Origin of the sequence: Actinoalloteichus caeruleus, assembly GCF_049311605.1 — a bacterium.
Taxonomy (GTDB): Bacteria; Actinomycetota; Actinomycetes; order Mycobacteriales; family Pseudonocardiaceae; genus Actinoalloteichus_B; species Actinoalloteichus_B caeruleus.
The window spans coordinates 2,971,033-2,988,930 of sequence record NZ_CP186005.1; the positions used below are offsets into that span (position 1 = coordinate 2,971,033).

General features: G+C 71.7%; 12 protein-coding genes. 10 read left to right on the forward strand and 2 right to left on the reverse strand.

Annotated features, from left to right (window positions below):
• Window positions 1-770: 770 nt before the first annotated feature.
• Entirely contained in the window at window positions 771-2,096 is a 1,326-nt protein-coding gene (locus ACOJVX_RS12115) for a glycosyltransferase (RefSeq protein ID WP_016697185.1), read from the reverse strand.
• A gap of 674 nt (window positions 2,097-2,770) precedes the next feature.
• Here ACOJVX_RS12115 and ACOJVX_RS12120 point away from each other — a divergent pair.
• The 3 genes from ACOJVX_RS12120 to ACOJVX_RS12130 all read left to right on the forward strand — a co-directional run bounded on the left by ACOJVX_RS12120 (window position 2,771) and on the right by ACOJVX_RS12130 (window position 6,471).
• Window positions 2,771-4,162, forward strand: coding sequence for an aldehyde dehydrogenase family protein (locus ACOJVX_RS12120; protein WP_103056776.1), 1,392 nt, complete (start codon window positions 2,771-2,773; stop codon window positions 4,160-4,162).
• A 61-nt stretch (window positions 4,163-4,223) separates the two neighbouring features.
• A complete protein-coding gene (locus ACOJVX_RS12125; protein WP_103056775.1) occupies window positions 4,224-5,561 on the forward strand; it encodes an aspartate aminotransferase family protein in 1,338 nt (445 codons plus the stop codon).
• A 94-nt stretch (window positions 5,562-5,655) separates the two neighbouring features.
• The gene (locus ACOJVX_RS12130; protein WP_418153320.1) at window positions 5,656-6,471 is read left to right on the forward strand and encodes an alpha/beta fold hydrolase; all 816 of its coding nucleotides are present in this window, start codon (window positions 5,656-5,658) and stop codon (window positions 6,469-6,471) included.
• Between the two features lie 450 nt (window positions 6,472-6,921).
• Here ACOJVX_RS12130 and ACOJVX_RS12135 read toward each other — a convergent pair whose 3' ends face one another.
• Window positions 6,922-7,647 (reverse strand): FadR/GntR family transcriptional regulator, encoded by a 726-nt coding sequence (locus tag ACOJVX_RS12135; RefSeq protein WP_418153321.1) that lies wholly within the window; start codon window positions 7,645-7,647, stop codon window positions 6,922-6,924.
• A gap of 537 nt (window positions 7,648-8,184) precedes the next feature.
• On the opposite strand from ACOJVX_RS12135, the gene ACOJVX_RS12140 reads away from it, so the two are divergent.
• The 7 genes from ACOJVX_RS12140 (at window position 8,185) to ACOJVX_RS12170 (ending at window position 17,443) form a co-directional block, all read left to right on the forward strand.
• Window positions 8,185-9,981, forward strand: a complete 1,797-nt coding sequence (locus ACOJVX_RS12140) for a gamma-glutamyltransferase family protein (RefSeq protein WP_030227530.1) — start codon at window positions 8,185-8,187, stop codon at window positions 9,979-9,981.
• A 97-nt stretch (window positions 9,982-10,078) separates the two neighbouring features.
• Window positions 10,079-11,725: an ABC transporter substrate-binding protein gene (locus ACOJVX_RS12145; RefSeq protein ID WP_418153323.1), complete on the forward strand. Its 1,647-nt coding sequence runs from the start codon at window positions 10,079-10,081 to the stop codon at window positions 11,723-11,725.
• A gap of 1 nt (window position 11,726) precedes the next feature.
• Window positions 11,727-12,680, forward strand: coding sequence for an ABC transporter permease (locus tag ACOJVX_RS12150; RefSeq protein ID WP_026420329.1), 954 nt, complete (start codon window positions 11,727-11,729; stop codon window positions 12,678-12,680).
• The gene (locus tag ACOJVX_RS12155) at window positions 12,677-13,570 is read left to right on the forward strand and encodes an ABC transporter permease (protein ID WP_026420330.1); all 894 of its coding nucleotides are present in this window, start codon (window positions 12,677-12,679) and stop codon (window positions 13,568-13,570) included. Before ACOJVX_RS12150 ends, ACOJVX_RS12155 begins: the two co-directional genes overlap by 4 nt.
• Window positions 13,567-15,447 carry an ABC transporter ATP-binding protein gene (locus ACOJVX_RS12160; protein ID WP_103056771.1) on the forward strand — a complete coding sequence of 627 codons (1,881 nt, stop codon included), beginning with the start codon at window positions 13,567-13,569 and terminating at the stop codon, window positions 15,445-15,447. The genes ACOJVX_RS12155 and ACOJVX_RS12160 overlap by 4 nt, the downstream gene beginning before the upstream one ends.
• Before the next feature lie 412 nt (window positions 15,448-15,859).
• Window positions 15,860-16,057 (forward strand): hypothetical protein, encoded by a 198-nt coding sequence (locus ACOJVX_RS12165; protein ID WP_155886256.1) that lies wholly within the window; start codon window positions 15,860-15,862, stop codon window positions 16,055-16,057.
• A 12-nt stretch (window positions 16,058-16,069) separates the two neighbouring features.
• Entirely contained in the window at window positions 16,070-17,443 is a 1,374-nt protein-coding gene (locus tag ACOJVX_RS12170; RefSeq protein ID WP_418153326.1) for a glycosyltransferase, read from the forward strand.
• The last annotated feature ends 455 nt before the right edge of the window (window positions 17,444-17,898 follow it).

Sequence of the window (17,898 nt, forward strand, 5' to 3'; positions counted from 1 at the left end):
TCGACGCGGGCTTCGTCACATCCGCGAGCTGGGTTGCGTGTGCTCGGTCCGTGCTGTTTGTTGTAGTAGTTATAGATCAAAGTACATCCTTGTCGCAAGCCGGGGAGGAGGGTATGGGTGCGGCGGTGGCCTCCAGCCCTCATGCTTCCGGTGCCCACAACTGTCTCGTTCGGACGAAACAGACCCGTGTTCTGACCGGGAAAACCCTTCGATCGGGTGAGTGATGGGGGAGGCCCGCAGGCTGCTCGGGCGTGACCGCGAGTACCGGTGGTGGCACGCCCAACCGCGCGGCTGGACCACCCCCGGGAGGTTCAGGAGCGGGCGAGCGGCGGGGGCACCGCACGCCGCCCGTTCCTCACCTGGTCACCCTCGTGCGGGTCCCCCGGAACGGCGGAGGCGCCGTCGCGAGCGCGTGGCGCCCTGGCCCGAGGACCGGAAGCCCCGCCCGGACACGACGGACATCAGGGCGGGCGGGTCCGCTCGAGGGGAGGAGGAGTACCGGTCGCGGTGCGCTCGTGGCCACGACATCCACCCCGAGGGCCGTGAGAAGGCGGGACCCACACCGACCGTGGCGGTGACGCGGTGAGGTGCGATGGCGGCGGAGGTTCGATGCGGCGATCGCGGGCGGCGCCGTCGCGGTGAGCCCGCGAGGTCTCCTCAGGCGGGTGGGATCATCTCGACCCAGCGGAGCGGGGAGCCATCTCCGGTCTCGACCCGGCTGGGCGGAGAAGAGAGAAACGCCTGGACCATCGCTGGTCCAGGCGTGACGATCAGAGGGCGGACGCCGCCCGGTGGCGCGCGTGCACCTGCTCGAGGACGCGCACGGCCGTCGCCGTCCCGTCCTCACCCCGCAGCTTCTCCGCGAGCCTGCTGGCGTTCTCCGCCAGGGACGCGTCCGACGTGGCCTGCCGGATCGCGGCCGCCAGGGTGGGAACGTCCAACTTGCTCTGCCGGATCGGAGGAGTCGACACGCCGTGGGAATGGGCCAGGTCGGCCCAGTACAACTGTTCCAGGTGGAACGGGCAGGCGACCTGGGGTACGCCGGCGACCAGAGCCGCGTTCATGGTGCCGGTACCGCCCGCGTGCACCGCGGCTCGTACCCTGGGGAACAGCCAGTCGTAGGGCACCTCGTCGAGGACCAGCACGTTCTCCGGAGGATCGGTGATCTCCAACCCACCCCATCCCGTGCCCACGATCGCGCGGTGACCGCTGGCGCGGATCGCGTCCATCACGATCTTGCCCCGGTCGGCCGGTTCGCCCTTCCGCAGGCTCCCGAAGCCGACGAACACCGGCTTCTCCCCGGCCTCCAGGAAGTCCACGAGTTCGGCGGGCGGCGACCAGTCGGGCTTCGCGGGGAGGAACCAGAACCCGGTGTTGTGTACGGTCTCCGGCCAGTCGGCCGACGGAGTGATCACGTGCGGGCTGAAGCCGTGCAGCACGGTCACGGGTTGCCCATCCGCCCGCACGAGGCGGTTGTGCTGTCCCTTCCGAGGTGGGAGCCCCAGGGTCTCCCGCCGCCAGGCTTCGATGTCCTTCTTCTTCTGCTGGAAGAACGGCACGAGCCGGTGGCTGAGGCGGTTCACCCACGGCGACCGCGTGCGGCCTGGCTTGAGCAACTGGCTGTTGTAGTCACCCGAGGGGACGAAGTGGGGGTGCAACGCCGCGATCACCGAGGGAACACCGAGTTTCTCCGCGATCTGGTGACCGTGATCCAACGGGTTGTGCGGGTGGATCACCACGTCCACGTCTCCCGCCGCGGCGGCACCGTCCGACATGTCCTTGAGGAGGCGCGGGAACACCTCGTCCTGGACCTGCTTGAGCTTCTGGATCGCTGCCTTGCGCACGTCCTTGGGAACCTGCGCCAGATCGTCACCGGTCGTCATCACCACCTGCTGGACCACCGGGTCCTCCAGCTGGAGTTTCACGATCCAGTCGTCACGCGGGATGAACTCGATCCCGTAGTCCGCCGCGTAGGACTCGCAATTCGCGCTCGCGCACAGGACCGCCTCGTGTCCCGCCCGCGTCAGGGCGTGCGCCAGCGCCAGGTAGGGCTGGATGTCGCCCCGCGATCCGAACGCGTAGATAAGTGCCTTCACCTGCTGAATCCCCTTGGCCGTCTGTGAGGCGCGACTGCGCGCTCGTGGTGCACGGACTCTCCTCCGGTCCCGCGGACCCGTCGGCAGGAGAAGCACTTCCCCGGCCGGCCGCAGAAATTCCGTGTGGTGGAATGGCATCCACCGAGGCGATTTCCCGGGAACGTACGGGGCCGGTACCGCCGTCGACAAGCCGGTTTGACGACAGTCGAAGTTGAGGTGCCGCGTCCTGGTCGCATCCTCGTCGGGGAGAGGAACCGCCGACGAGACCAGTCCCGACCACAAGCGCGCCGACGTGCGTCAGCGGCGACCGGGGCGGGATGCCCCACCGCGCCGGTTCCGACTGGAACCGGCTGCTCACGCCGATCGCCGGACCCGGAGGCAGGAACCTCCGATGCCCCCGGCGCCAGGCCCACCGCCGCCGACGGCTTCCCCGGCCGCGGTGGGACCAGTCCGGTTCGACGCGCGGCGCGCCGCTCTCCTGGTACCCCTCGCCAGCTGATTTTTCAATCAGGGCAAAGGTGGTTTTCCCCGCCCGCCCGCGTGCATAGGTTGGACCACCGTTGACTGGACACCCCTGGCCGGGAGGTTGCGTTGCCGGAACCGCCCTGGAACCACGCAAGGGTGTGCGTTCACCGGAAATCGCGATCCCGCGGCAGGGGTAGGAGATCAGGCACATGATCAGCGAGGTGGTACAGGAAACCGTCCGGCGCGCCCGAGCCGCCCAGTCGGAGGTCGCGTTCTGGAGCCAGGAACGCGTGGACGAGGCGGTCGTCGCCGTGGGCTGGCACTGCTACCGCGAGGACAACGCCCGGCAACTGGCCACCCTCGGCCACGAGGAGACACGGCTCGGCGATCCGGAACACCTGTACCTGATGCAGCGGCGGCGCGTCCTCGGCGTGCTGAGGGACCTGCACGGCGTCCGCACGGTTGGGCTCGTCGAGGACCTGCCGGAACTCGGGCTCCAGCGCATCGCCAAACCGCTGGGCGTCATCGCGGCGGCGAGCCCGGCCACCGCCCCGAGCCCCGGCATCGTCTGCAACGCCCTCCCCATGCTCAAGACCCGCAACGCGGTGGTCTTCAGCCCCAACCCGAGGGCGCGCTCCGCCTCCCTCGCGACGGTCGGGATCATGCGCGCCGCCCTCGCCGCGGTCGGAGCCCCGGTCGACCTCGTCCAGTGCCTGGAGGAGCCGGGACGCGCCCAGGCCGAGGAGTTGATGGCAGCGGCGGACTACGTCGTGGCCGTCGGCGGCGCCGGCACGGTTCGCCGCGCGTACCTGAGCGGCACGCCCGCCATCGGCGCGGGAGTGGGCAACGCCACGGTGATCGTCGACGAGACGGCGGACCTGGCGTCGGCGGCGGAGCTGATCGCCAGCGGGGCTGGGTTCAACAACGGCACCTCCTGCTCCTCCGAGAGCAACGTCCTCGTCCACCACGAGGTCGCCGACCGGTTCCGGGCCGAACTCGCCGGACGTGGAGCCCACCTGTGTGACGACGGCGAGGCCCGTGCGCTCCGCACCCTGTTGTGGCCGGACGACCACACCCTCAACAGGGATGCGATCGGGCGAACCCCGGCCGAGCTGGCCCGCGAGGCCGGGATCCGGCTCGAGGAGCCGGACAAGGTGACCGTGCTCGTCCTGCCCTGCGCTGACCCCGAGCGGGACAGTCCGGTGTTGCGCGAGAAGATCTCGCCGCTGCTCACCGTGGCGACCTACCGCGACTTCGACGAAGCGGTCCGGCTCGTCGGGAGCATCCTCCACCGGTGCGGTCGGGGGCACAGCTGCGGCATCCACAGCTCCCGTGACGACCGCGTCCGCAGACTCGCCGAGCAGATCGAAACCTGCCGGGTCGCGGTGAACCAGTCCACGATGTCCAACACCGGCAGCTTCGACAACGGAGTACCGTTCACGACGACGTTGTCCAGCGGGAGCTGGGGTGGCGGAAGTGTGTCCGGCAACGTCACCTGGCGCCACTTCCTCAACCACACGACGGTCTCCAGGCCCATCGCCCCGGCCGTCCCGGACGAGCGGATGATCTTCGGGGCACACTGGGAGCGGTATCCGGCGTGACCGGACCACCTCACGCCGGACACCGACGTCCACGACACCGAGAGATAGGGGCCGCAAGGGCATGAGCGACGCCGCCGAGACCCTCGCCACCGAGCGCGACCACGTCTTCCACTCCTGGTCGGCGCAAGGGGCGGTGAACCCGCTGTCCATCGCCGGGGGCGAGGGGTGCTGGTTCTGGGACCACGACGGGAACCGGTACCTGGACTTCGCCTCCCAACTGGTCAACCTGAACCTCGGCCACCGGCACCCCCGGCTCGTGGCCGCCATCCGGGACCAGGCCGAGCGGCTCTGCACCGTGGCACCGCAGTTCGGCAACGAGACGCGGTCCACCCTGGCCCGCCTGATCGCGGAACGCGCGCCGGGCGACCTCGACGCCGTGTTCTTCACCAACGGGGGCACGGAGGCCGTCGAGCACGCGGTGCGGATGGCCAGGCTGCACACCGGCCGCCACAAAATCCTCTCCGCCTACCGCTCCTACCACGGGGCGACGGCCGGTTCCATCACGCTGACCGGCGACCCGAGGCGGTGGGCGAACGAGCCGGGTGTGCCCGGCGTGGCCCGCTTCTTCGGCCCGCACCTCTACCGGTCCGCCTTCCACGCCACCACGGAGGAGGAGGAGAGCGACCGCGCGCTCCGCCACCTCGCCGAGGTCATCCAGTTCGAGGGGCCGGACACGGTCGCCGCCGTCCTGCTCGAACCGGTCGTGGGTACCAACGGCGTGCTCGTCCCCCCGCCGGGGTACCTGGCGGGAGTGCGGGAACTCTGCGACCGGCACGGCATCCTGCTCATCTCGGACGAGGTGATGGTGGGGTTCGGCCGGGTCGGGGAGTGGTTCGCGGTGGACGCCTGGGACGTCGTCCCCGACCTGATCACCTTCGCGAAGGGGGTGAACTCCGGTTACGTCCCGCTGGGCGGCGTGGTCATCTCCCGGCGGATCGCCGGCACGTTCACCGACCGGGCCTACCCGGGAGGACTGACCTACTCGGGTCATCCACTCGCCTGCGCCGCCGGGGTCGCCTCCATCGAGGTGTTCGAGGAGACCGACCTGCTGCGCCGGGTGCGGCGCCTGGGCTCGGAGGTCGTCGAACCGGCGCTGCGGGAGCTCGCCGAGCGCCACCCCTCCGTCGGGCACGTGCGCGGGCGAGGCCTGTTCTGGGCGGTGGAGTTGGTGCGGGACAGGGAGACGCGGGAGCCCCTCGTGCCGTTCAACGCCAGCGGGGTCGCCGCGGCCCCGATGAACCAGCTGGCGGCGGCGGTGCGGGAGAACGGGGTCTGGCCGTTCGTGAACATGAACAGGCTGCACATCGCGCCGCCGCTGGTGATCAGCGAGGAGGAGCTGGCGCTGGGGCTCAAGGCCCTCGACGACGCCCTCGCGGTCACCGACGCCCTGACGAGCTGACCTCCCGACCGACCGAGCGGTCGACGCAGCCACGTCGACCCGCCGCCACCGAGCCCACGCCCGCCGACGAGATCACGACAGACAGGGGTAGGACATGCCGACCGCGGACATCAACGGCATCAGCGTCCCGTACGAGGATGTGGGCCACGGTGAGCCCGTCGTGCTCGTCATGGGGTCCGGTTCCAGCGGGCGAGCGTGGCACCTGCACCAGGTGCCCGCCCTGGTGGCGGCGGGTTACCGGGTCATCACCTTCGACAACCGGGGGAGTTCGCCCAGCACCCGGGACCTGGTCGGGTTCACCGTCGAAGACCTGGTGGCCGACACCGTCGGGCTCGTCGAGCACCTGCGGCTCGGGCCCTGCCGGCTGGTGGGGACCTCGATGGGAGCCCATGTCGTGCAGGAACTCCTCGTGACCCGGGCCGACCTGGCGAGCCAGGCGGTGCTGATGGCGACGCGAGGACGCACCGATGCCATGCGGCGGTTCGCCGCCCTGGCCGAGCGGGAGCAGGTCGACAGCGGAGCCGAGCTGCCGGCCCGCTACGCGGCCTCGATCCGCGCCATGCAGGTGCTCTCACCGGCAACCCTGAACGACGACCAGAAGTGCCAGGACTGGCTGGACATCTTCGAGATGGTGCCCGCCGAACACTCCAAGGGCTACCGGGCGCAGTTGGACCTCGACATCATCCCGGATCGGCTGGCCGCCTACCGGTCGATCACCACGCCCACGCTGGTGATCGGTTTCGCCGACGACCTCGTCCTCCCGCCGCACCTCTGCCGCGAGGTCGCCGACGCCATTCCGGCCGCCCGGTACGTCGAGCTGGCGGACTCCGGCCACTACGGGTACCTGGAGCGACCGGAGGCGGTCAACGCCGAGTTGGTCTCGTTCTTCGCCGAGCACCCTCCGCGCTGACCGGCTCCCCGGCGCCGCTCCACCGAGGGCGTCGCCGCCGCCGCTGCCCGCCCAGGGCGGCTCGCGCGCGGCGCGTTCCGGGCGCCGGGACGCGGTGGTCGGTTCGCGCTGGCCGGACGCGCTGGAGCGGGCCGTCCCAGGGGAGGGGGTCCGAAACCATCAATCTAATTCGCCGCTTCAGTGGCAAATGAAACTAACGCTACCGGTGCGGGGCGCTCCGACCACCACCCGGCCACGGCGCACCGGCCCACCACCCACATCCGGCCGCCGTTCCGCCGGCGGACGGTCACCCGCTCGCCCGGGGTCTTCCGGGCAGGCGGCGGAGCGTCCGCCCCACCGCAGCGGCGGTGACGCGTCCCGACGACGAACGGGCCGGTGACCCACACCGGTCACCGGTCGGACCCGCGCGGTGCGCAGGGCGCCCGCGTCCCCGTGCGACCTCCTCGCCGGTCAGGAGCCGGACGGCACCGGGTCGGCATCCCCGGCGTTGGCGGTGATCCGGCGCAGCACCGAGTCGATGTGGGCGGCGGTGGCGGCGCTCGCGCCCTCCGGATCGTGCCGTTCGATCGCCCGCAGGATCTCCCGGTGCTCCTCGATGGAGGACCGGCGCCGCGCCGCCGACACGAGGGACTCGTCCCTGCTCGCCTCGGTGATCTCGTGGACGCGGTCCAGCAGTCGCACCAGCAGCGGGTTGTGCGTGTACTGGGCGATCGCCCGGTGGAAGGTGCGGTCGAGATCGGCGAACCCCGCGGGCGTGGGGTCCCGGGTCATCTCGTCCACCAGACCCGCGAGCTGGGCGACGTTGGCCGGGGTGGCCCGCAGCGCCGCCCGCGCCGCCACCGGCGGCTCCACGCACGCCCGCACCTCCATGACCTGGAGCAGCTCGATCCGGTCGGCGTCCAGGCCCGAGGCCAACACCTCCCCGAAGCGGCTCGCCGTCGGGTCGAGGACCACGGTGCCGGAACCGGGCCGGCGCGCGACCAGACCCCGCGAGGCCAGGTCCCGCAGCGCCTCGCGGACCGAGCCCCGGGACACCCCCAGGGCCTCGGCCAGTTCGCGCTCCGCCGGCACCCGGTCACCCGGCCGGAGGCTTCCGGTCAGGATCAGGCGTTCGATGTCGATGGCCAGGGTGTCCGGCCTCGACAGGCTCGGGCGCCGCAAGCGGTGCCAGTCCATCCTCACGCTCCCCCAGAGTTGACCGGTGCGCCGGACGCTACCGTCCCCCGGCGCGGCGCAACCTCGCCGTAACAGAGCGCTGACAGGTCGGTAATCCGTCTGCTGTTGGCTCTTCGGAACCGCCCCGAAGTGGAGTACGCTCGCTCGCCAACTGGTCCTACCAATGTACCAATCCAGTCGGTGTCGAGTCCGCTACGGGATGTGGGAACACGTGATCGGAGACCCCGCGCACGGTTCCGGTGGCCCGCGACGCCGACCGGACGGCGCGCCCGCCGCCCACCCGGAGGCGAACGGTGTCCGACACGGCGGACGACGACGTCTGACGGGTGCCACCCCACCCGAGCCGTCAGCGCACCAACGCCGTCGCGACCCGACGGGCACCGGCGCCGGCGTCCGCGGCACCCGAACCCACCCCTGTTCTTGGCGGGGGTGTTCCGGCGATGCTCGACGACGCGGACCCCGCCCCCGACCGGACGGGTTCGCGCGATTCGGTGGACCAGCCGTCCCCCACCCCCGCACCACGAAGGAGCCGACCAGGTGTTCACGACGAGACCGACGCTGCAGGGCACGCACGGCATGGTGTCCTCGACCCACTGGCTCGCCTCGGCCTCCGCGATGGCCGTGCTCGAGGACGGCGGCAACGCCTTCGACGCCGCCGTGGCGGCGGGTTTCGTGCTCCACGTCGTCGAACCACACCTCAACGGCCCCGCGGGTGAGGTGCCGATCATCCTCGCGCCCGCCGGAGGGCGCCCCCAGGTCCTCGCCGGTCAGGGCCCCGCTCCCCAGGGCGCGACCATCGAGCACTACACGTCCCTCGGGCTGGACCTGGTGCCGGGAACGGGCCCCCTGGCGGCCGCCGTGCCCGCCGCCTTCGACGCCTGGATGGTGCTGCTGCGGGACCACGGCACCCGAAGCCTCGCCGACGTCCTGAAGTACGCGATCGGCTACGCCGAGCACGGCCACCCCGCGGTCGACCGGGTGGGCGCCACCGTCGAGACGGTCCGCGAGCTCTTCGAGACCGAGTGGACGACGTCCGCGGAGGTCTACCTGCGGGGCGGACGGTCGCCCCGCCCCGGGGAACTGCTGCGCAACCCCGCCCTCGCGTCGACCTGGCGGCGTCTGGTGGCCGAATCGGAGGCGGCGGGCACCGGGCGGGAAACCCAGATCGAGGCGGCGCGCCGCGTGTGGCGGGAGGGCTTCATCGCCGAGGCGCTGGCCGAACAGGCCGCCACCCCCACCATGGACAGCTCCGGAGAACGGCACGGCGGGACGCTGACCGGCTCCGACCTCGCCGCCTTCGAGGTCGGCTACGAGGACCCCGTCGCCCACGAGTGGAACGGGTGGACCGTGTGCAAGGCCGGTCCCTGGAGCCAGGGCCCCGCCTTCCTCCAGCAGCTGGCACTGCTGCCCGAGGACCTCACCTATGACGGTCCCGACTACCACCACGTGCTCGTCGAGGGCACCAAACTCGCGATGGCCGACCGCGAGGCCTGGTACGGGGATGCCGCGGAGGTGCCCCTGGCCGAGCTCCTCTCGCCCGGGTACAACGCCGAACGCCGCGCCCTCGTCGGGGAGACCGCCTCGTTCGAGCTGCGGCCCGGCAGCCCGGGCGGCCGACGGCCGGTCCTCGGCGAACACGTGCGCAAGGTCGCCGCCGGGGTGCCCGACGTCGCCGCCGGCGACGCCGGAGCGGGCGTGGGGGAACCCACCGTCGCCGACACCGGCGTCACCAGGGGCGACACCTGCCACCTCGACGTCGTCGACCGGTGGGGCAACATGGTCGCCGCGACGCCGAGCGGCGGCTGGCTCCAGTCCAACCCGGTCGTCCCCAGCCTCGGGTTCCCACTCGGGACCCGGCTCCAGATGGCGTGGCTCGAACCCGGGCTGCCCAACTCCCTGACCCCCGGGCGGCGCCCCCGCACCACCCTCACCCCCTCCCTCGCGCTGCGGGACGACGTGCCGGTCATGGCCTTCGGCACGCCGGGTGGCGACCAGCAGGACCAGTGGAGCCTGCACTTCTTCCTCGCCGTCGCGCTGCGGCGGCCGGTGCGGGGCGGGCTGGACCTGCAGGGCGCCATCGACGCCCCGAACTGGCACACCGACAGCTTCCCCAGCTCCTTCTACCCCCGGGGGATGCGGCCCGGCAGCGTCACCGTCGAGTCCCGCCTCGGTGAGGCGGCCATCGCCGAGCTCCGCCGACGGGGCCACGACGTCACCGTCGGCGGCCCCTGGTCCGAGGGCCGGCTGTGCGCCGTGGCCCGGGACCCGGAGACCGGCGTGCTGCTCGCCGGTGGCAACCCCCGGGGGATGCAGGGCTACGCGGTGGGGCGCTGACCGCCGGAGAACAGGCAGACAGGACGTTCGGCCCGTGGCCCCCGGCGCCCCGGTGGTACGGGCCGAACGACGGAACGGAAAGTGAGGTGAGGGGCGCGTGCCCTGGTCAAGCCCGAACGGGCGTCCCGGCCGATGGCGGACCCTGGGGGTCGTCACCACGGCCGGACTCGTGCTCGGCGGCTGCGCTCCGCTGGTCGAGCCGCAGACGGTCGTCAACGAGGAGCGCAGCGGAGTCGACCTGCCCGTCCGGAAGGGCGGGGAGATCTCGGTGGCGCTCGACGCCGACCCCGACGCACTCGACCCCACGTTGTCCAGCACCCTCGTCGGTCGCCAGGTCTACACGAGCGTTTGCGAGAAGCTCTACGACGTCGGGGAGAACCTGGAGATCGTCCCGCAACTGGCGGCCGACCTGCCCGAGATCTCCGACGACGGGCTCGACGTCACCATCCCGCTGCGGCGCGACCTGCTGTTCAACGACGGCACCGCACTCGACGCCCACGCGGTGAAGCGGAGCCTGGACCGGCACCGGGAGATGCCCGCGTCCCGCCGGGCCACCGAGCTGGAGAGCGTCCGCTCCGTCGAGGTCGTCGACGCCGACACCGTCCGGCTGCGGCTCCACCGGCCCTACGCGCCCCTCACCTCGATGCTCGCCGACCGCGCCGGCATGATCCTGTCCCCGACCGCCCTCGACGAACTCGGCGAGGACTTCGGGCAGGCCCCCGTCTGCGTCGGACCCTTCCACTTCGTCGAACGGGTGGCGCAGGACCGGATCGTCGTGGAGCGCAGCGAGCACTACTACGACGCCGACCTGGTCAACCTCGACCGGATCGTCTACCGGCCCATCCCGGACCCGACCATCAGGTTGGCGAACCTGCGGTCCGGCCAGCTCGACGCGATGTGGAAGGTCTCCCCGGACGACCTGCCCGCGGTGTCCAACGAGGACGGCCTCACACTGCTCATCCAGCCCTCCATCCAGTACATGGGCATGAGCGTGAACGTGATGAACACCGACGGCAACACCGCCGAACCCGGCCAGGTCGAGGGCCCGCTCGCCGAGGACCCCAGGGTGAGGCAGGCGCTGGCGCTGTCGTTGGACCGCGACACCATCAACGAGGTCGTGTTCAGCGGGCTCCACCAACCCGCCTGCGGACCCATCCCGCCCTCCAGCGAGTTCGCCACGGAGGAGACGCAGGCCTGCCCGGAGCACGACCCGGACCGGGCCAGGGAACTGCTCGCCGAGGCGGGGGTCCAGACCCCCGTCCCCGTCGAACTGATGATCAGCAACGAACCGCTCACCCTGCGGCTCGGGCAGGTCATCCAGGCGATGGCCGCCGAGGCCGGGTTCCAGGTCCGGCTCCGCCCCACCGAGTTCGCCGCCAGCATCGCCGAAGCCCAGTCCGGGAACTTCCAGACCTACATCTCCGGCTGGTCCGGTCGACCCGACCCCGACGGCAACATCGGGTCGTTCCACGTGCGCAGCGGCGCGAACAACTACAGCGGCCACTTCACGCCGGAGACCGACGAGCTGATCCGCGAGGCCGCCGAGGAGACCGATCCGGAGCGGCGTCGGGACCTGTACTCCGAACTCGTGCCTCGGCTGCGCGACTTCAACAACATCATCTACCTGTACCGGGAACGGCTCTACGCCGCGCACAGCACCGACCTCGCCGGTGTCCGCGTGTACCCGGACGGGTTGATGCGTTTCCGGGAGGCCGGTTTCGTCGCCGAGGGCGGTGAGGGGTGACATGGGACGCTACCTGCTGAACCGGCTGCTCCAGTCCCTGGTGACGCTGTTCCTGGTCTCCGTGGTGATCTTCGCCGGAGTCCGGGCGATGCCGGGTGACCCGGCCCTGCTCCTGGCCGGTGACGACCCCTCCCCGGAGACCGTGGCCGCCATCAACGAGCAGTACGGTTTCGACCGGGCCTGGCCGCTGCAGTACCTCACCTGGATCGGTCAGATGCTGCGGTGGGACTTCGGTGAGTCGATCCGGACCGGCATGCCGGTGTCGGAGACCATCCTCACCCGGCTGCCGGCGACCCTCGAACTGGCCGCGCTGAGCCTGCTCGTCGCCGCGCTCGTGGGGGTGCTCGCCGGAGTGGCCGCCGCCGTGCGGCAGGGCCGGCCCACCGACTGGCTCGCCAACGGGGTCGCGCTGCTGGGGCTCTCGGTGCCCAACTTCTGGTTGGGTCTGATGGGAATCCTCGTCTTCGCCGTGGCACTCGGGTGGCTGCCGGCCTCCGGGTACGTGCCGTTCTTCGAGTCCCCGGCCGGCAACCTCGCCAGCATGGTGATGCCCGCGATCGTCCTCGGCACCGGGCTCGCGGCGATCATCCTCCGGCAGACCAGGTCGTCGATGATCGAGGCGTTGAGTTCGGACTACGTCCGCACCGCGCGGGCCAAGGGCATGACCCCGCGCCGCGTGGTGGCCCACGCGCTGCGGAACAGCCTGATCACCGTGCTCACGATCCTCGGCCTGCAACTCGGCGCGCTGATCTCGGGAACAGTGGTGACCGAGCAGATCTTCGTGTTGCCCGGCTTCGGGCGGCTCATGGTCGAGTCCGTCTTCACCCGGGACTTCCCGGTGATCCAGGCGACCGTGATGGTCACCGCCGTCGGATACATCCTGGTGAACCTCGTCGTCGACCTGCTGTATTCGGTGGTCGACCCGCGGATCCGGGTGCAGGGAGGCGCACGATGACGACCGACGTCCACGCCGGGACCCCGACCTCCGGCGCCGGAGCCGGCAGGAGCCAGCGTCGCCGTGCGCTGCGCAGGCTGCGCCGGAACCCCGCCGGCATGGTCGGCCTGGTCCTGGTGGTCCTGCTGGTGCTCGCCGCGGCCCTCGCTCCGCTGCTCGCACCGGCCGACCCGGCCGCGGTCGACTTCGACCGCCTCCGGGAGCAGCCGTCGGCGGCGGCCTGGTTGGGCACCGACGAGTTCGGCCGGGACCAGCTGTCCCGCGTCCTGTTCGGACTGCGGTCCTCCCTGTTCGTCGGGGTCCTCGCGGTCCTGCTCGCCGTCGTCGTGGCGGTTCCGCTCGGACTGGCCGCCGGCTACTACCGCCGCTTCGTCGATCCCGTGGTCTCCCGGCTGACCGACACGATGTTGGCCTTCCCGTTCCTGGTGCTGGCGGTCGGCCTGGCCGCGATCCTGGGACCCTCGCTGCTGAACGCGGCGATCGCGATCGGGGTGTCGCAGGTTCCCAACATCATCCGGGTGATGCGGGGGGAGACGTTGCGGCTGGCCAACGAGAACTACATCGACGCCGCCGTCGCGGGCGGCGCCCACGACGGCGTGATCCTGTTCCGGCACATCCTGCCCAACTCGGTCAACGCCCTGCTCATCCAGGTGACGGTGGGCATCCCGGCGGCGATCCTCGGCGAGGCCGTGCTGTCGTTCCTGGGCCTGGGTGTCCAGCCGCCGACACCGTCGCTGGGCGTGATGCTCTCCAGCGCCCAGCCGTTCTTCGCGCAGGCACCCTGGCTCGCCCTGTTCCCCGGCCTGGTGATCGTCGCGGCCACGCTGGCGTTCAACCTGCTCGGCGACGGGTTGCGCGACGCACTGGATCCGAAGGGACACCGCCGATGAGCACGACAGCCAGTGGAACCGCCCACGAGGAGGCGGCCGAGGTGGAGCCGGTGCTGCGGCTGACCGACCTCTCCGTCGGTTTCCGCACCGAGGACGGGCCCGTGCGGGCCACCACGGGTGTCGGTTTCGACGTCCGCCCCGGTGAGGTCCTCGCCGTCGTGGGGGAGTCGGGTTCCGGCAAGAGCGTCAGCGCGATGTCGCTGCTGGGGCTGCTCCCGCCGAGCGCCACCGTCACGGGTTCGGCGACCCTCGCCGGCGAGGAGCTGGTCGGGATGCCCGAGCGGCGGTTGCGGGCGCTCCGGGGCAACGAGATCGCCATGATCTTCCAGGAGCCGATGACCTCGTTGAACCCGGTGTTCACCGTGGGGTGGCAGTTGGGGGAGGTGCTGCGCGAGCACCGTGGGCTGTCGCGGGCGGCGGCCCGGGAACGGTCCAGGGAACTCCTGGAACTCGTCGGCATCCCCGAGGCGGCCCGTCGCCTCGACTCCTACCCCCACCAGATGTCCGGCGGGCAGCGGCAGCGGGTCATGATCGCGATGGCGGTGGCGTGCGACCCGAGGGTGCTGGTCGCCGACGAACCCACCACCGCCCTGGACGTCACCGTGCAGGCCGAGATCCTGGACCTGCTGCGTGACCTGTGCCGGCGGCTGGGTACCGCGATCGTCCTGATCACCCACGACATGGGCGTCGTCGCCGACATCGCCGACCGGGTGGTGGTGATGCGGGACGGGCAGGTCGTCGAACGGGGTGACGTCCGTCAGGTCCTCACCGCACCACGGCACGAGTACACCGCCACCCTCCTCGCCGCCGTCCCCCACCTCGGGCGACCGAGGTCGGACGGCCCGGGGGCGGCGGGCGCGGACACCGCCACCGGTGCGGAGCGGCCCTCCCCGGCCGCACCGGAGCCGGCGAGCGGTGGGACGGAGCCCTCACCCCAGGTGGTCGAGCCCGGGGTGGCCGAGCCCGGCACGGGCGAGCCCGAGGTGGCCCACGAGGACGCGGCTACCCCGCCGACCCGGCGCGGAGCTCCGGTGGTGACCACGCCCCGCGCCGGCGGGCGGGCCGCCACCGCCGACGTGGTGGACGTCCCGCCGGCACTGGAACTGCGGGACCTGGTCGTCGAGTACCACCAGGTGCGGGCGGTGCGCGAGGTGTCGGTGACCGTGGGCGCCGGCGAGGTGGTCGGGCTCGTCGGGGAGTCGGGGTCGGGCAAGTCCACGGTCGGGCGGTGCGCCGCCGGCCTGCAGCGGCCGACCTCGGGCACCGTGCGGGTCGCCGGGCACGACATCACCGCCCTGTCGGCGCGGCGGCTGCGTCCGCTGCGCCGCGACTTCAGCATCGTGTTCCAGGATCCCGCCTCGTCGCTGAACCCTCGGATGACGATCGGCGAGTCCATCGCGGAACCCCTGCGGATGCACCGGGTGAGCCGGGGGGCCGGGCTGCGGGACCGGGTGGCCGAGCTGTTGGAGAGCGTGTCCCTGCGCGCCGACATGCACGTCCGGTACCCGCACGAACTGTCCGGCGGGCAGCGGCAGCGGGTCAGCATCGCGCGGGCGCTGGCACTGGAGCCCAAGCTGCTGATCGCCGACGAGCCCACCAGTGCGCTGGACGTGTCGGTGCAGGCCAACGTGCTGCGGCTCTTCGTCGACCTGCAACGGCGATTGGGCTTCGCCTGCCTGTTCATCAGCCACGACCTGGCGGTCGTGGAGATGCTGACCAGTCACGTCGCCGTGATGCGGCGCGGCGAGATCGTCGAGTCCGGGCCGACCGGAGCGGTGCTGGCCGAGCCGAGCCACGAGTACACCAGGGCACTGCTCGCCGCCGCACCGGTGCCGGACCCGGACGAGCAGCGCCGTCGGCGGGAGGCCCGCGCCTGACGCTGCGACGCGCACCGGCGGGGCGGCCACCAGACGTGCCCGCCCCGCCGGGCCGAGCGCCTTGCCGGGTAGGTCGAGGCGGCACCTCGTGCGGCGGGTGATGTCGCTGGGGCCTGTGGGGCGTGGCGGTTCGCTGGGTCCCCGGAACCGGCCCAGGCCGACACGCACCCACAAGGGGGGTAACCCTGGGTCAGCGGGGGTCGATCGCGCCGAGGCGCGACCCCGCGCCGTCGTCCGTCGCGGATGCGCCTCCCGCCCTGCCCGACGGCTGCTCCCCGGCGTTCGGCACCACTCGCGAGGTGCGCGCCGCCCGCCCGCTGATACCCGAGGGAACTCCTCGACCAGCGGTGGCGGTCCGCCGCGGTCACGGGTGCGGTCATCGCGAGCCCCGGCTATACAGAGGCGTGAACAGGTGACAGGCAGCGCACCCGACCCGCGAGGGGGAGCCATGCCCTACGGATCGTTGGCGGCCACCGGAACCGGGGTGACGCTCGGTGGCGTCGTCCTCGGCCAGCTCTGGCTGGTACTGCTGGCCCTCGCCCTGGTCCTGACCGGGGCACTGGTCATCCGGTTCGCGTTCCGCCCAGGCAAGACACCCTCCGACCCGTGACGGGGAGGGACGATGCGGCCGCCGACGGCGACGTTCGTGGGGTTGCGGGCCCGGACGCTGCTGGCGGCCGCCCCACTGGTCTTCTTCGTGGTCTGGACGACGACGCACCTGGTGTCGGTGACGAACGCCTTCTCCGCATCCACCAACCAGCTGGCGTTCGCCTGGCTGATCTCGTTCCTCCTGCTCTGGTGGGTTCCGCTGGCCTGGTTCGAACGTCCGTTCCGGGCCACCGCCGACCAGCAGCACGAGTTGGACCAGTTGACGGTCACCGTCCAGATCCCCGTCTACAACGAGGACGAGGCGGCGCTGCGCGCCTGCCTCCGATCGGTGTTGGACCAGAGCCGGCCCGTCGACCGGATCCGGGTCGTGGACGACGGGTCGATGGACCCGGCCACCGGGCGTGGCCAGACCTACCGCAGGGTCCGGCGGAGCTTCCTCGCCGAGGCGGCCGCCCGGGGAGTCGAGGCCAGCTGGGACCGGACCGAGAACCGGGGGAAGCGGTGGGCGCAGATGCACGTCCTCGCCCACGACGACGCGGACATCTTCGTCACCCTGGACAGTGATTCCGTGCTGGACGCGCACGCCGTCCGGGAGGGCCTCAAACCCTTCGCCGACCCCGGGGTGAAGTCCGTCGCCGGCCTGGTCGCCGTCCTCAACACCAGGGCAAACGTGTTGACCAGGATGATCTGCCTGCTGTACCTGCCGTTCACCCGGGGCCTGCGCAGCGCGCAGTCCGTTCTCCGCCGGGTCACCATCAACTCCGGCACCCTGGCCTTCTACCGGGCCGACGTGATCCGCCGCCACGCCGGCGTCTACGAGAACGAGACGTTCCGAGGCCGGCCGATGCAGATGAACGACGACTCCATGTTGACGATGTACGCCCTGCTGGAGGGCGACACCGTCCACCAGCCCTCCGCCATCGTCTTCACCCTGGCGCCGGAACGGTTGCGGCACTACATCAGGCAGCAGATGCGCTGGATGCGGGGGACCACGGTGCGGCACTTCTGGTGGCTGCGGTACATGCCCGTGACCGGTGTCGTGTTCGTGACCACCGTCGCCGAGTACCTGCACATCGCGCTGTCCGTGCTGATCCCCGTGGCCCTCGTCGTCGGAGCGGCCCGGGAGGACCGCCTCGGTGAGGTCCTGCTCATCACCCTCGTGATCGCCTTGGTCATGCACTACCTGATGGCGCTGCGGCTGTTCACGCTTCGCCGGTCGGACGACACGTGGCGGTTCACCGTCGGGTTGTTCGTGCTCTCGCCCCTCGTCGCAGTCTGGCGGGTCGTGGTGCTCCGCCCGATGTACCTGTACGCGCTCGCCACCTGTTGGCGGATCAGCTCGTGGGGGACCCGGGGCTCGGTGGACGTCAGGGCCTCGGGCGGGTAGCCGCGCGGTGCGCGCCGGCCGGGGGGTCGGTGGGGTGACGACCCGGAACAGCGTCGCGACGCCGGTCCGCCGCTCGCCACTCGACCGGCACGGTCGGTGCTCGACGGGGGAACGCGGTCCGCGCCCCCGTCCTGGGAGGACCGCGCCCCAGCCGCCGGGGCGGACGCGGTGACGCCGGAGGCGCGACGGGGAACCGCCTGGTGGGGGACCGGGATGGTGACCCGCGGTGAGGGGCCGCCCGTCGGGTTCGGCTGATCGGAATACACGCCTTGACGGCACCGGGACCGGTGTTCTTCTGTGAATGGTATAGACCTCTGTTCCGTTTCGGCGGCGTGGTGGGCGTGGCCAGCACGACGGGCCGCCACCCCCTTCCGCCGCCGTCCCCTGTCGTGGCGCAGACCGATGAGGAGGAACCACGGTGACACAACGGACAACGCGGAACCCTCGATGGAGAC

Coding starts and splice junctions, on each gene's coding strand:
- ACOJVX_RS12120 (WP_103056776.1), top strand. CDS start 2,771: ATGATCAGCGAGGTGGTACAGGAAACCGTCCGGCGCGCCCGAGCCGCC.
- ACOJVX_RS12125 (WP_103056775.1), top strand. CDS start 4,224: ATGAGCGACGCCGCCGAGACCCTCGCCACCGAGCGCGACCACGTCTTC.
- ACOJVX_RS12130 (WP_418153320.1), top strand. CDS start 5,656: ATGCCGACCGCGGACATCAACGGCATCAGCGTCCCGTACGAGGATGTG.
- ACOJVX_RS12135 (WP_418153321.1), bottom strand. CDS start 7,647: ATGGACTGGCACCGCTTGCGGCGCCCGAGCCTGTCGAGGCCGGACACC.
- ACOJVX_RS12150 (WP_026420329.1), top strand. CDS start 11,727: ATGGGACGCTACCTGCTGAACCGGCTGCTCCAGTCCCTGGTGACGCTG.
- ACOJVX_RS12155 (WP_026420330.1), top strand. CDS start 12,677: ATGACGACCGACGTCCACGCCGGGACCCCGACCTCCGGCGCCGGAGCC.
- ACOJVX_RS12160 (WP_103056771.1), top strand. CDS start 13,567: ATGAGCACGACAGCCAGTGGAACCGCCCACGAGGAGGCGGCCGAGGTG.
- ACOJVX_RS12170 (WP_418153326.1), top strand. CDS start 16,070: ATGCGGCCGCCGACGGCGACGTTCGTGGGGTTGCGGGCCCGGACGCTG.